This is a genomic window from Niabella soli DSM 19437 (assembly GCF_000243115.2).
GTDB classification, from domain to species: domain Bacteria; phylum Bacteroidota; class Bacteroidia; order Chitinophagales; family Chitinophagaceae; genus Niabella; species Niabella soli.
The window spans coordinates 4,087,085-4,100,207 of sequence record NZ_CP007035.1; the positions used below are offsets into that span (position 1 = coordinate 4,087,085).

Here is a 13,123-nt window from a genome sequence, read left to right on the forward strand (position 1 = left end):
GCGAAGTGCCATCGGCACGGTATATTATGTGCCGAACCTACGGTTCTCCATCTACCTTGACAGCTCCTAAAACGGGTTGAAACCCGCTTTTGAAATATCGGCTATGCCTCTTTTTTTAATTTTGATGCATTTTTATCTTTGCAACCGATCTTTCTGTGATTCTGCGCTTCTGTGGCTGATTTTTTCCGTTGTTTTTATTGTATCGTTAACTCCAAACAATGGAGAGATCCCTCTCATACGGGTTGTTGCAAGAGTTTGTTTAGTAATACGATCTGCCCCAGATGATAATAGATATGCTGGATCATTGCGTTAATATTCCTGTAGTTGCTGCCGTAGTTTTTATTGGCAAAGGGCAGGTGCATACGGTCCGCAGGCATTTGTGCTACCAATGCAACAAACCTTTTGGCATCTGTCCATAATCTGGATTTTAACGCTTCCCAATCCTCCGCCGACCGGATCGCCGGGGCATCAAAACTATTTTGGTCATGTATGTCCAGCTCACCGCCTTCCAGCACTTTTATGATGCCGGCAATGTAATAGTTGATATGAAAAGCAAGCGCTGCAATTGTATTGTGCGCCCCCAGCCGGGCAGTGGCCTGCTGCCAGTTCGTATTTTCCAGTTGTGTTTTGAGGCTGGTGGTAGATACCCAGTCTTTGGTAAAGTGCACTTCTTTGAATTGTTGGGCCAGCGCTGAAGCTAAGTTGACCATATCCGGCTGTTTAATTGCTAAAATTACAGACAAAAAACGGTTCAACGTTCCGGATTCCGGCCAGCGGATCCAACCCGTCAATATTTCAACGGGTTAACCTTTCCCCCTGTCAACTTTTCAACCTAAATTTGCGCCCTATGGCAACTACAGATACAAACCGGTTTCAGGCGATTATTTCGCATTGTAAAGAATATGGATTCGTTTTCCCCAGCAGTGAGATCTATGATGGCCTGCAAGCTGTTTATGATTATGGTCAGTGGGGAAGTGAGTTGAAGAAAAATATCAAGGATTATTGGTGGAAATCCATGACCCAGTTGCAGGATAATATCGTTGGTATTGATGCGGCTATTTTTATGCACCCTACCACCTGGAAGGCCAGCGGGCACGTGGATGGTTTTAACGACCCGATGATCGATAACAAAGACAGCAAAAAACGGTACCGGGTGGATCATCTGATCGAATCGCACACGGATCAATTGAAAGCAGACGGGAAAGAGGCGGAGGCGGAAGCGATCATTAGTGCAATGGAAAAAGCAGATGCAGCGGGCGACCTGGCGGCGCTGAAACAGCTCATTGATGACAACAAAATAAAATGCGGCATAAGCGGTACCGCTAACTGGACTGATATCCGTCAGTTCAACCTGATGTTCTCTACTGAGTTTGGCTCTACGGTTTCTTCGGATGAGGAGAACAATAAAGTGTACCTGCGCCCCGAAACAGCACAGGGTATTTTTGTAAACTTTCTGAATGTGCAAAAAACCGGACGTATGAAAATACCTTTTGGTATTGCGCAGATCGGCAAAGCATTCCGCAATGAAATTGTAGCGCGCCAGTTTATCTTCCGCATGCGCGAATTTGAACAGATGGAGATGCAGTTTTTCATCAAACCCGGCACGCAAAAAGAATGGTACGAATACTGGAAGCAGGCGCGATTGAAATGGCACCTGGAGCTGGGCGTGCCGCAAACAGAATACCGCTTTCATGACCACGTAAAACTGGCGCACTATGCGGATGCGGCCTGCGATATTGAATATAATTTCCCGATGGGCTTTAAAGAACTGGAAGGGATCCATAGCCGTACGGATTTTGATTTGCGTAACCACCAGGAATACAGCAAAAAGAAACTACAGTATTTTGATAATGATATTGATCCCGAAACCGGCAAGCCGATCGGCAATTATATTCCCTATGTGATCGAAACGTCTATTGGTTTAGACCGGATGTTTCTGTCGATGATCTGCGCGGCTTACACGGAAGAAGAGCTGGGCACTCCCGAAAAACCAGACAGCCGTGTGGTGCTGAAGTTTCCGGCGAAACTGGCGCCGATCAAACTGGCAGTGTTCCCCTTAACAAAAAAAGACGGCCTGCCCGAAATCGCCCAGGGGATCATGGCAGCGCACCGGGGCGATTTTAAATGTTTTTACGAGGAAAAAGATACTATCGGTAAACGTTACCGCCGTATGGATGCCTTGGGAGTTCCGTTCTGTATTACGGTGGATCATCAAACCAAAGAAGATAATACGGTGACCGTCCGCTATCGCGATAGTATGCAACAGGAGCGGATCGCCATTGATCAGATCGGTGAACTGGTGCGGAAGGCCTTTCAATAGGGGCGCTATCGATTTATGAAACTGATGGCTAATGATTCAGGACAAAATAACGCAGGTCTGGGTAAAACTAACGGGTAGAAAAATCAAACCTGATGCATATTCATGGCTCAATGGGATCATTGGCGATCAGGATATCATCAGCGATAAATATTTTCAGAATATTGCGAGAGCTGAGGGACTCATCCTGGAAACAAATGCACCTCAAAGTGGATTAATAGATGATATTTCTGTGCTGGATTTTTCCCGGGAGGAACTCGAAAAGTTAAATCCCGTCGTAAAAGATTTCTATGAACATACATCTGATTATGATTTTGAGATCTGGAGTGAGTGGATGGGAATATTTAAGCCGTTTGGAAAACTCCTGACTGTTTTATTCAGTAAAAGACTACAGCAATTAAATGTTCCGACAAACGCCCTTGCAGCCGCAAAAGGCCTGAAAAGTGAAATAGTAAAATTAAAGCAGCATAACAAAGTAGTATGGACGATCTGGTATAGAAAAATAAAAAGCACGAATGATGTGATTTATTCCGGTGTTTACACAACTGCATTTGTTCCTTACTTTAATAAAAATCTTTTAAAAGTAGTGTTCCCGCTGCCGAATGGTAATGCCTCTGTAATTATGACTAAAAAAGTACTGGAGGATGGCTCCTTATTGCTAAGTTCAGATGGCAAAAAGTTTGGTGAGAACGGATTTTATTTCTATCTGACTGATAGAAAGCAAAAGCATTGGGCAAAATTCGTAAAAGCTCTGCACGAATGGATTAAAGTTTATGTAGATGAGGAGGGCGTTTTAAGAACCGACCACGACTTTAAGTTTTATGGAATAAACTTTCTGAATCTCCATTATAAAATGACGAAAAAAATACCACACATTTTTATTCCTTCGGAATCTTCTGTTGCTCCCTTGCTTTAATTCCTGCTTTAATCTCCGACAGGAATCCAGGAACACGGGCAACGGGGTCGTAAGCGATCTTTTGATTGTTGCGGACCTGGGGTAATGTCTCAATCGGTAAATAGCCGCGGTAGCCACTTTTACGGACAATTGCCAATATCCGGCCGACATCCGTTTTTACCGAATTTGTGGCGCTGAAAAGACTTTCTTTAAATTGAAAATTAACGGCATAAGGCATTATTTTTTCTACATCTTTATAAGGGTCTGCTGTTACAAAACTGCCGATATCCACTACTACGCCAAACCATTCCGAGTTAACCAATTTCAATAATTGAATGGTCTCATCCGCTGTTTTAAGAAAGTCTGCATGGTTTTGCACCCCTATTAAAATGCCTTTCTTTTTTGCATAGCTTACACATTCTTTTATGCTTTCAGCCATATAGGCGAGAATGCTGTCCCGTTTATTTTCAAAACCCGCGGGCATATTGCCGGAGAAAATACGCACTACCGGGGCGCCCAGCAATTGCGCCACATCGATCCAGTCTTTTACCAACTGTACATCAGCCGCCCTTTTTTGTGGATCAGGATGGGCAAAATCATTTCTTACCCCCGTACCGCTAATATCCAACCCCAGCAAAAAAGCTTTGCGCTTTATGTTATGGATAAATGCATAGGAGGGTTTGTTGGGATACCCGGGAAAATAATAGCCGGTGAGGTCCACCGCATCGAAGTTGTGGACGGCAGCAAATTCAAGAAGCCCTTCCATGCTCATACCGGAGCCGGGATTTTTCAGCTCATCGTTCAGCAATTTGGAAAAAGAATAGGCGTTCAGACTGGTTTTCAGATGGGATTTTCCCGGCCGGTGCTGTACCGGTTGTGCAGGCAGATTATAAACCAATAAGGATAATAAACAGCAAAGCAGGTTCCCTTTCATATGGAGCATGTTTTAACAATGATGTTCCGTAAATTTCGTATATGCTGCTCGTAAAACCCTGTAAAATTGCGAAAACGTTATCAGGATATATTGGCTCCGGCAGCCCTATTGAATACCTTTTAAAAGATGGTATTCCCGTAAAAAACCTTCAGGATCATCCGGGCTGATCATGATCTTTTTTCCATTTTCCAGTTGCAGGTAAACCACTTTATTCCTTGATGTTAAGTACCAGGTCATCATACCAAAATGTTTGTTCGAAAAACGGCCGTAGTACCCAAACATTCCGCCGCTTCCAAAAACCCGCCACGACCAGCGTAGCAGCTTGGGGTCGATGATGGAGGCGCTGGTAACTGTTGCCAGGGGAAATTGTTTTTTACCAAAAGGCCGGCAAACGGATAGCGCCTCATTGTCGATCCCGTAACGGGTTATCGAAAGGCCGTAAGGCATAACGAGCGCCAGGAACGTGACAAAAATCATAAGCAGGATCCGGATAACACCGGCATCTTTGAGGCTCATCCATATGAACGTGAATATGACCACTACCAGAAGTGTGGCAATCAGAGAAATGATCTTTGTCGTTGTATCGAAAGATGCTTTAAATTTCATAAAAGGATCGTTTTATTTTAATATAAAATCAATCATAGTTTTAACCAATGTCGTGTCTACGGGCAGGTCCGGCCTGGCATACGATCTCATATTTTCCTGTTGTCCTCCGGAAATATCTTTTAGCACATGGTTCATGTTCTCAATAATGACCAGCTCGCTTTTAGGCTGTGCTTTTTTAAGATTTTGCGCATCGGCAACCGAGAGCTGCATATCTTTTGTTCCCTGTACAATCAACGCCGGGATCTTCAGTTTTTTGATGGCTGCTTGTGGATCGTATTGCAGCCATGACGCCAGGTAGGGTTGTACACTGGGTCGCAGCAGCGCAAATAATTGGGGGCTCACCTGGTGTACCAAATGCCCGTTCTTCAAGCTGTCTAATCCGCTGTAAGCCTCTTTGCGCAGCGAGTCCGGCAGGTTTGCCAGTTGTTTTTTTAGTACCTGATCTGCTGGCTCCCCTGCCCCGGCAATTGAAATAAACTGATCGGCAAGGCCATTGGCGGCCTCCATGCCTATTAAGGATCCTTCACTGTGCCCGGCAACGATGATCTTTGAAAAGCGGTTATCTTTTTTCAGTAATTCCAGCCATGCCTTTGCGTCATTGATATTGTCTTCAAATCTTCCATCTGCTTCCGGTTTACCCGCGTCCCTGCTTTCGGCAATACCTCTTTTGTCGTAGCGTACCGAGGCAATGCCCGCGGCTGCCAGTGCCCGCGCTAATTGCAGGGTGCAATTGGTTTTTAAACCCGTATTGTTATTGCCATTGCGGTCTGTAGGGCCGCTGCCGGCAATGAATAATACTACCGGGGCTTTTTCTTTTTTTTCGGGCAGGGTCAGGGTGCCCGCTATTTTTCCTGTGGAGGTGGTTAAGGAAATTGGATGTTCCAGCGGGGATGCCTTCTCTGTAAACGGAAGGGTGGGAACGGGCTCTGCTTTCTTTCTTTTAAAAACAAGTGGCAAACTATTACTCATTTGTGTAAACCTGCCGCTGATGCTGTCGCCAGCGAGCATTCCTTTATAAACCGCATGGATATTCTTTAATTCTATTTGCAATTCATTATTGACGAAAGAGGTCCTGGTTGCGGGCAGGCCACTTGCGCCCTGCGCCGGGCTATCCATCGTTGTTGTAAGACTATCGCCGGAGGCCTGAATGTGTAGTACCAGCGGCAGCTTCATGCCACTGTCAACATTCAGATCTCCCTGCCAGTCGCCGGTAACAGATTGACCATGTATTACCGCAGGCAAAATAAAGGTCAGTACTGTGAGTAAGTGTTTCATAAAAACTGTTTATAGTTTAATAAGTTGCGGATACAAAACCAAGCGGTATACGAGCTCCGACAGGACAAGCGCAATTACAAAAAAGACATAATGCACGGGCCTCTTCGCATACATTGCCGTTTTAAAACCATTTATTAAAACGATAATGCTGTATACGATAAAAGGAAGTATAAGCAGGCCCGCTGTTTGTAATTGCAACAGCGCGTCTTTCCCCAATTGGTTCAGCGCCTGGGGGCCTTTTGTTTGAAGAAGGTTGGTTATTTCAGCAACATCAACAAAACAAAAAAAGATTGCGTAGGTAATGATGACGGGCAGCCTGCTAAAAAGCATTGTATTGCACATGTCGATAAAACGCACCCCTTTGTTAAAGATCCGGCCGGCGATGAAAAGCAGCGCGGCAGGCAGCAATACAACAAGGGCATTTGATAATAATAAAAAAAGAAGGGTTTGCTGTTGGATAAAAGTTCCATGAAAAACGCCGTCATTCGCAACATGCAAAAAATAGCTAATGAGCAGCGAGCCTAAAAAGATGAGCAATGCCGCAAGTAATTGCCCCTTATCTGGAATAACGGCTACCGGATTGAAAATATAGTTCCTTTTCTTTTCAGTCATGGTTGCATTTTTTTTATTTTCTCGATCATATCGTCCATCCGGTTGCGCATGGTAGGGTAGCTGGTATTGGCCTGCCGGGCCATTTCTTTAATACTTCCGCTGGCAAGGAAAAAAGCCATGATAAAATCCTGTTCCTCGCGGCTCAGGTTCAGGTACAGGGGCAGCTCATAATCACCATTTACTTCGGTAGGGCAGTTGCCACATTTTAATTGGCTCACTTTAAGCGGTTGCTCACAACTCGGGCAAAAAACGGGAAGCTTCATTTATTAAAAGTAATATTGTTTTTAATAAAAATAAAAAATATTTTAATTTTATTAAAATTTTGAGGTAAAGAGAAAAACCTGATATAAAAATATTTTTCGGCCGGTAAGGAGGTGAGGCGGCAAGGCTGAGGTAATGGGAGAACAAAAGCTTTCGTCTTTCTGGATTCCCGGCTAATCATTAATATGCCATGTTTTGGCAGGCTCAAAAAAAACATCCCGACAAGGCCGGGATGTCCGTTCATTTTTAGTAAATTTTTTAAATCTGGCTGAGAGGAATCGTTGGACCAAATATAAAGTAGTTTTTTATTTCTATAAAGAAATTTTCAAACCATCATACGCCAGGTTGCGCCCGGGAGGAAGCGTCGCTTCAATTTCCTGGTGAAATCCCATCTGGTGCGAAAGATGGGTAAAATAAGTTTGAGGTATTTCCAGTTCACCGGCCAGGGCCAGCGCTTCTTTCAGTGAAAAATGGGACACATGCGGTTCATGACGTAACGCATTTAATACCAGTACTTTTGATCCACGCATCTTTGCTTTCGACCCTTCATCGATCCTGTTGGCATCGGTTATGTAAGTAAAATCGCCAAAGCGGAAACCCAGCACAGGCATGCGCATATGCCAAACCGGGATGGGTTCTATGCGCAGCTCACCCACAACGAAAGAGGTATTTTCATCGATCCGGTTTAAATTAATAGAAGGAACGCCGGCAATCTTTATGGCGCTGAAAGCATAATCAAATTCCTGTTCCACCCGGCGTTGGGTGGCTTCCGTAGCATATACTTCCATAGCACGCTGCTGAAAATAATTATATGCGCGTACATCATCCAGTCCGGCTATATGATCTTTATGCGAATGCGTAAGTACCACCGCATCCAGCTTCTTTACGTCATGCGTCAGCATTTGCTGTCTGAAATCAGGACCGGTATCCACTACTAAGGTTGTGGCAGGAGATTCTATTAAAATGCTTGTGCGCAAGCGTTTGTCTTTTGAATCCGACGACCTGCAAACGACGCAGTCACAGGCAATCATCGGTACGCCCGAACTGGTTCCGGTACCCAGGAATGTTATGGTAAGGGGAGGATAGTTCATGTTTTATGCTTAATGCTGAACGCTTAATGCTGAACGCTTAATACGCAATGCTCGATGCGTTATGCGTTCGGCATTGAGCGTTGAGCGTTTAACGTTCCCTTCTGACAGCTTTTATCAAGTTAATCAATTTTGCTTTTACTTCTTCTAAAAATAAGCTTAGCTTACCGTATGTTTCTTTACTAAGATATTCCAGGTCAAATGCCAGGAGGCTGGTGTACTCTAATTCTTGCAGTGAACCAAAGGAATTGTCTAAAAAATGCGCAAAATCTTTATCAGTATTCCTGCCACAACCTTCAACAAAGTTCAGAGGAATAGAATAGGCTGCTCTTTTCACCTGGGATTTCAAATCGAATTGTTCGGATCCCGGAAAACATATCAAGACCTCCCTGTAAACAAATAAAGTAAGTTTGTGCGCTTTTTCCCAAACATCGTAATTTTTGTAGTGTCTCATTTATATAGGTTTAATAATTACATTGTGCTGAGAAATTACGCTGTCAATCCGGCATATAATACAAAACGCGGAACGCATTAAGCATTATGCGTTTTGCGTTCCGCCTTCCTCGCTTTCCTTCGCATCCATATTGGCAATGACCTCGGCGTACAATTTTTTCTGGTTTTCGTCCAGCAGCTCCTGGTTGATATCCAGTTGCGGTATAATTTCCACCAGGGCATTGATCCGGCCTTCCGTCTGTAAAAATTTGTTCAGCACCACTACTTTTTTATTGTCCAGAATGCAATAACCACTCTGAAAAGTACCCCGTTCATAACGCAATATATAACCGCATTGTTCCGGAATGGCTTCCAGCTTGTCTAAACCGTTTTGTGTGTATTTAATCATTTTCAGCCTAAGAAGATAAGGTGCAAAGATAATGGTGAATAGTCAATGGTGAATGGTGGGGGTATTCGTTTCGCTTGCAGGCAATGCACCTTTCCAGATATTCCTGTGCAACGGAATCAATTCACAACTGCCTATTGACTATTCACCCCTCCCTGCCACTATGAACCATGAACTATAAGCTATGAACAGGGTATTTCGCTATTTTTGCAATCATCTTTTCAAATGAAGACTGTCCGAAAAATAATTAACGATCCTGTTTACGGTTTTATAACGATCGATCATCCGCTGCTTTTAGCTATTATTTCCCACCGGTATTATCAGCGTTTACGCAATATTCATCAGATGGCGTTTGCCCACCTGGTATACCCCGGAGCGGTGCATACCCGGCTGTTACACTCCCTGGGCGCTTACCACCTCATGTGCATCGCCTTGCAGGAGCTCAAAGGAAAAGGAGTGGTCATAACGGATGAAGAGGAACTGGGGGCAAAGATTGCCATATTGCTGCATGATGTGGGCCATGGCCCTTTTTCCCATGCGCTGGAGCACGAATTGATCCCGGGAGTCCATCACGAAAAGTTGTCGCTGGCTATAATGGAGGAATTAAACGAGGAGTTTAACAATAAGTTAGAAACGGCACTGGCTATATTTACAGATCAACATCCCAAGAAGTTCCTGCACCAGTTGGTGTCCGGGCAACTGGATGTGGACCGGATGGACTACCTGAACCGGGATAGTTTTTTTACCGGCGTGGCAGAAGGGGTAATTGGCTACGACCGGATTATAAAAATGTTGTCGGTTTTGAACGGGAGCCTGGTAGTGGAGGAAAAAGCCATTTATTCTATTGAAAAATTCCTGTTAAGCAGGCGGTTAATGTACTGGCAGGTATACCTGCATAAAACGGTGGTGGCGTCTGAGAAGATGCTGGTAATGATTATTCGCCGGGCAAAGGAATTGATCCGAAATGGCGTCCAAGTTACGGCCGCCACGAAGGCGCTGGAGCATTTTTTGCATAGGGGAGCGGTTCCGGGTATGGAGGATAAGCGTCAGTTGCTGCAGGACTTCTGCAATATGGATGATCATGATATGATGGCTACTATAAAAAACTGGTGTTCGCATCCCGACAAAGTTTTGTCCCGGTTGAGCACGGACCTGGTTGAAAGGAGGATCATGCATATCAAATTACAATCCCATCCCTTTGAAGAAAGCTTCCTTTTGCAAAAAAGAAAAGAAGTGGCGGCAACATTAAAGGTGGATGAAGAGGAGGCGGCGTACTTTGTTTTTTGGGGGGAAGCCAGCAACAGGCTTTATAATCCGAAAAATGAAAATATTACGATCCAGTACAAAGATGGCAGCCTTAAAGATATTTCGGCGGTAGACAATGCGCTGATTAACAGCAATACAAGCACGGCCGTTAAAAAATATTACATTTGTTCCTTAAGAATAAGCTAAATAGGTATTTATAATAATAAAATATGACGTTTACAGCAGCGCAGATTGCGGCCATGATCAATGGCGGGGTAGAGGGAGACGAAAATACCTCGGTGGGGAATTTTGGTAAAATTGAAGAAGCCAAAGAAGGGCAGTTGAGTTTCCTGGCGAACCCCAAATACGAAGAATACCTCTATGAAACAAAGGCCAGTATTATCATTATTAATGATAACCTGGAGCTAAAGAAGCCCGTTGCGGCTACGCTTATTCGCGTAAAAGACGCTTATTCTGCGTTTGCGGTATTATTAAGCAAATACCAGGAATTGATGCAGCAACAATTGAAGGGCATCCAGGAACCTTCTTATATTGCAAAAACGGCCACTTGTGGAGCCGACATATTCGTTGGGGCATTTGCTTATATCGGCGAAAATGTATCCATCGGCAACGGGTCTAAAATACATCCGGGCGCTTATATTGGCAATAATGTAACCATTGGAAATAATACCACTATTAACCCGGGGGTAAAGATCCTGTATAATTGCCAGGTGGGTAACAATGTTACCATTCACGCGGGCACTGTTATTGGCAGTGATGGGTTTGGATTTGCGCCCCAGGCCGACGGCACTTTTTCAAAAGTGCCCCAGATCGGCAATGTAGTGATCGAAGATAACGTCGAGATCGGGGCTAATGCTACCATTGACCGGGCTACCATCGGATCAACGATTATTCACGCCGGAGCCAAACTGGATAACCTGATACAAATCGCCCATAACGTAGAAATTGGCAGCAGCACGGTGGTTGCGGCCCAGGCAGGCATCAGCGGCAGCACCAAGGTGGGTAAAGGAGTTATGATCGGCGGGCAGGTAGGTATTGTAGGCCACCTTCATATTGGGGACGGCGCCAAGATCAACGCGCAAAGCGGCGTAAGCAAAGATATCGATCCGGGCAAGGCCGTTACCGGTTCTCCCGCGTATGACTATACTTCTGCGTTGAGAAGCCAGGCCCTGAACCGTAAGCTTCCCGACCTCGAAAAACGGTTAAAAGAGATGGAACAGGAACTGAATCAGCTAAAAAAAAGCCACGAGATATAGCTGTGGATTACTAGCGTTCATTATTGCCCCCCAATAAATTTATAAATATATTTGCGCCCACAATTCAGACAGATGGATAATAATTTCAACCCGGACAAACAACATACATTAAAGCAAACAATAAGCATCAGCGGCACCGGGTTACACACGGGTGTTTTGGCGGATCTTACCCTGAAACCTGCCAACGCAGGATTTGGGGTTCAGTTTCAGCGGGTTGATCTTCCGAATAAACCGGTTATCAAGGCGGATTGCGACCTTGTAACGGATACCAGCCGCGGAACTACCCTGGAAGCCAATGGTGCCAAAGTAAGCACGGTAGAGCACCTGCTGGCCGCCTTGGTAGGAATGGGGCTGGATAATGTGCTGATTGAAATTAACGGACCGGAAATCCCGATCATCGATGGCAGCGCCATGCCTTTTATTGAGCTGATTGAAGAAGCGGGCGTGGAAGAGCAGGATGCTGCTAAATTGTGGTATTCTATTGACGAGAACCTGTACCTTACCGATGAAGAAAAACGGGTGGAGATGGTGATCATGCCGGCCCGGGAATACCAGATCACCACGCTGATCGATTTTAACTCTCCCGTACTGGGCACCCAGCACGCAGAGCTAAAGACCATGAAAAATTTTAAAGAAAAAATATCCACTTCGCGAACCTTTTGCTTCTTGCATGAACTGGAAATGTTATTGCAGCACAACCTGATAAAAGGGGGCGATGTAAATAATGCCATTGTAATTGTTGACAAGCCCATCGGAGATGAAGAGTTAGGGCGCCTGAAAAAGATCTTCAACAAGGATGATATCGAAGTAAAAAGCGGAGGCTATTTAAATAACCTGGAACTGCGTTTCCCGAATGAACCCGCCCGACATAAGCTGCTGGATATTGTGGGCGACCTGGCGTTGATCGGTTATCCCGTGAAAGGAAGAGTGATTGCCAACCGGCCGGGGCACAGTACTAATGTAGAATTTGCCCGCATCATTAAAAAGCATATCAAAGCGAACAAGCACCTGAAAGGAGTGCCCAATTATGATCCTAACGTGCCCCCGGTATACGACCTGAACTATATTGAAAAGACCCTGCCGCATCGCTTCCCGTTTTTGCTGGTGGACAAGATCACCGAACTGACCGATGAACGGATTGTAGGCGTGAAGAACGTAACATTTAATGAATGGTTTTTCCAGGGGCATTTTCCCCAGAACCCGGTAATGCCGGGCGTGCTGCAGATTGAAGCGCTGGCCCAGTGTGGCGGTATCCTGGCGATCAACCTGGCGGGAGAGGGCAAGTATGACACTTATTTTCTGAAAATCGACAACTGCAAATTCAAACAAATGGTGAGGCCGGGCGATACCATGATCCTTAAAATGGAATTATCGGCCCCCATCCGCAGAGGTATTTGTGAGATGCGAGGCACCGTTTATGTGGGCAATAAAGTGGCCACGGAAGCAGACCTGGTGGCCCAGATCGTTAAGCGGTAATGAATTTTAGGCGCGTTTTTTGGTCGGGTAAAGCGAGGAGACCATTAAAAACAAAGCCTTCCTGTGTCCCGCATCCCGATGGCAATCGGGAGCGGATCTTCACCTAGGTGAAGCGCGAATCACACTTTTTTCCTCTGCGAAAATCCGCGATGTTTATTTTTAAAATAAATTAATTCGCTAATCTGCGCAGATCGTTTATACAGCGCTCGTCTGCGAAAATCTGCGGGAACTTTGTCGTAAACCGCCTTTTCAATTGTCGTTTTTACACAAGGATTCTGGAACTATGTTGTTGTAGGTTT

General features: G+C 45.0%; 14 protein-coding genes. 5 read left to right on the plus strand and 9 right to left on the minus strand.

The window, feature by feature from the left end; all coding sequences use genetic code 11:
• Positions 1-233: 233 nt before the first annotated feature.
• On the minus strand, positions 234-710 hold the full coding sequence (locus NIASO_RS17190) for a DinB family protein (RefSeq protein ID WP_008588030.1): 477 nt from the start codon (positions 708-710) through the stop codon (positions 234-236).
• A gap of 137 nt (positions 711-847) precedes the next feature.
• Here NIASO_RS17190 and NIASO_RS17195 point away from each other — a divergent pair, with 137 nt between their 5' ends.
• Both NIASO_RS17195 and NIASO_RS17200 read left to right on the plus strand, forming a co-directional pair.
• Positions 848-2,320 (plus strand): glycine--tRNA ligase, encoded by a 1,473-nt coding sequence (locus NIASO_RS17195; protein ID WP_008588032.1) that lies wholly within the window; start codon positions 848-850, stop codon positions 2,318-2,320.
• Between the two features lie 31 nt (positions 2,321-2,351).
• Positions 2,352-3,233, plus strand: a complete 882-nt coding sequence (locus tag NIASO_RS17200) for a hypothetical protein (RefSeq protein ID WP_008588034.1) — start codon at positions 2,352-2,354, stop codon at positions 3,231-3,233.
• Here the strand turns inward: NIASO_RS17200 and NIASO_RS17205 are convergent.
• From NIASO_RS17205 to NIASO_RS17245, 8 genes are all read right to left on the minus strand, one after another.
• Complete coding sequence (locus NIASO_RS17205; RefSeq protein ID WP_008588035.1) at positions 3,196-4,146, minus strand: sugar phosphate isomerase/epimerase family protein; 951 nt, start codon at positions 4,144-4,146, stop codon at positions 3,196-3,198. The two genes, NIASO_RS17200 and NIASO_RS17205, sit on opposite strands and share 38 nt — an antisense overlap.
• A gap of 105 nt (positions 4,147-4,251) precedes the next feature.
• Positions 4,252-4,752: a PH domain-containing protein gene (locus NIASO_RS17210; protein ID WP_008588039.1), complete on the minus strand. Its 501-nt coding sequence runs from the start codon at positions 4,750-4,752 to the stop codon at positions 4,252-4,254.
• A 12-nt stretch (positions 4,753-4,764) separates the two neighbouring features.
• Positions 4,765-6,027 carry an alpha/beta hydrolase gene (locus NIASO_RS17215; protein WP_008588041.1) on the minus strand — a complete coding sequence of 421 codons (1,263 nt, stop codon included), beginning with the start codon at positions 6,025-6,027 and terminating at the stop codon, positions 4,765-4,767.
• A gap of 9 nt (positions 6,028-6,036) precedes the next feature.
• Complete coding sequence (locus NIASO_RS17220; protein WP_008588043.1) at positions 6,037-6,639, minus strand: hypothetical protein; 603 nt, start codon at positions 6,637-6,639, stop codon at positions 6,037-6,039.
• Positions 6,636-6,902 carry a DUF2089 family protein gene (locus NIASO_RS17225; RefSeq protein ID WP_025299097.1) on the minus strand — a complete coding sequence of 89 codons (267 nt, stop codon included), beginning with the start codon at positions 6,900-6,902 and terminating at the stop codon, positions 6,636-6,638. Before NIASO_RS17225 ends, NIASO_RS17220 begins: the two co-directional genes overlap by 4 nt.
• 309 nt (positions 6,903-7,211) lie before the next feature.
• Positions 7,212-7,991, minus strand: coding sequence for an MBL fold metallo-hydrolase (locus tag NIASO_RS17235; protein WP_008588050.1), 780 nt, complete (start codon positions 7,989-7,991; stop codon positions 7,212-7,214).
• 88 nt (positions 7,992-8,079) lie between these two features.
• Positions 8,080-8,442: a four helix bundle protein gene (locus NIASO_RS17240; RefSeq protein WP_008588052.1), complete on the minus strand. Its 363-nt coding sequence runs from the start codon at positions 8,440-8,442 to the stop codon at positions 8,080-8,082.
• 84 nt (positions 8,443-8,526) lie between these two features.
• Complete coding sequence (locus tag NIASO_RS17245; protein WP_008588054.1) at positions 8,527-8,829, minus strand: hypothetical protein; 303 nt, start codon at positions 8,827-8,829, stop codon at positions 8,527-8,529.
• Between the two features lie 222 nt (positions 8,830-9,051).
• Between NIASO_RS17245 and NIASO_RS17250 the strand changes: the two genes are divergently transcribed.
• From NIASO_RS17250 to NIASO_RS17260, 3 genes are all read left to right on the plus strand, one after another.
• The gene (locus tag NIASO_RS17250; protein WP_025299098.1) at positions 9,052-10,278 is read left to right on the plus strand and encodes an HD domain-containing protein; all 1,227 of its coding nucleotides are present in this window, start codon (positions 9,052-9,054) and stop codon (positions 10,276-10,278) included.
• A gap of 23 nt (positions 10,279-10,301) precedes the next feature.
• The gene (lpxD, locus tag NIASO_RS17255) at positions 10,302-11,348 is read left to right on the plus strand and encodes a UDP-3-O-(3-hydroxymyristoyl)glucosamine N-acyltransferase (RefSeq protein ID WP_008588057.1); all 1,047 of its coding nucleotides are present in this window, start codon (positions 10,302-10,304) and stop codon (positions 11,346-11,348) included.
• Positions 11,349-11,420: 72 nt separating this feature from the next.
• Entirely contained in the window at positions 11,421-12,824 is a 1,404-nt protein-coding gene (locus tag NIASO_RS17260; protein ID WP_008588058.1) for a bifunctional UDP-3-O-[3-hydroxymyristoyl] N-acetylglucosamine deacetylase/3-hydroxyacyl-ACP dehydratase, read from the plus strand.
• The last annotated feature ends 299 nt before the right edge of the window (positions 12,825-13,123 follow it).

Bases quoted from the DNA above. Each gene is read 5' to 3' on its own strand.
- NIASO_RS17190 (WP_008588030.1), bottom strand. From the start codon at position 710: ATGGTCAACTTAGCTTCAGCGCTGGCCCAACAATTCAAAGAAGTGCAC.
- NIASO_RS17195 (WP_008588032.1), top strand. From the start codon at position 848: ATGGCAACTACAGATACAAACCGGTTTCAGGCGATTATTTCGCATTGT.
- NIASO_RS17200 (WP_008588034.1), top strand. From the start codon at position 2,352: ATGATTCAGGACAAAATAACGCAGGTCTGGGTAAAACTAACGGGTAGA.
- NIASO_RS17205 (WP_008588035.1), bottom strand. From the start codon at position 4,146: ATGAAAGGGAACCTGCTTTGCTGTTTATTATCCTTATTGGTTTATAAT.
- NIASO_RS17210 (WP_008588039.1), bottom strand. From the start codon at position 4,752: ATGAAATTTAAAGCATCTTTCGATACAACGACAAAGATCATTTCTCTG.
- NIASO_RS17215 (WP_008588041.1), bottom strand. From the start codon at position 6,027: ATGAAACACTTACTCACAGTACTGACCTTTATTTTGCCTGCGGTAATA.
- NIASO_RS17220 (WP_008588043.1), bottom strand. From the start codon at position 6,639: ATGACTGAAAAGAAAAGGAACTATATTTTCAATCCGGTAGCCGTTATT.
- NIASO_RS17225 (WP_025299097.1), bottom strand. From the start codon at position 6,902: ATGAAGCTTCCCGTTTTTTGCCCGAGTTGTGAGCAACCGCTTAAAGTG.
- NIASO_RS17235 (WP_008588050.1), bottom strand. From the start codon at position 7,991: ATGAACTATCCTCCCCTTACCATAACATTCCTGGGTACCGGAACCAGT.
- NIASO_RS17240 (WP_008588052.1), bottom strand. From the start codon at position 8,442: ATGAGACACTACAAAAATTACGATGTTTGGGAAAAAGCGCACAAACTT.
- NIASO_RS17245 (WP_008588054.1), bottom strand. From the start codon at position 8,829: ATGATTAAATACACACAAAACGGTTTAGACAAGCTGGAAGCCATTCCG.
- NIASO_RS17250 (WP_025299098.1), top strand. From the start codon at position 9,052: ATGAAGACTGTCCGAAAAATAATTAACGATCCTGTTTACGGTTTTATA.
- lpxD (WP_008588057.1), top strand. From the start codon at position 10,302: ATGACGTTTACAGCAGCGCAGATTGCGGCCATGATCAATGGCGGGGTA.
- NIASO_RS17260 (WP_008588058.1), top strand. From the start codon at position 11,421: ATGGATAATAATTTCAACCCGGACAAACAACATACATTAAAGCAAACA.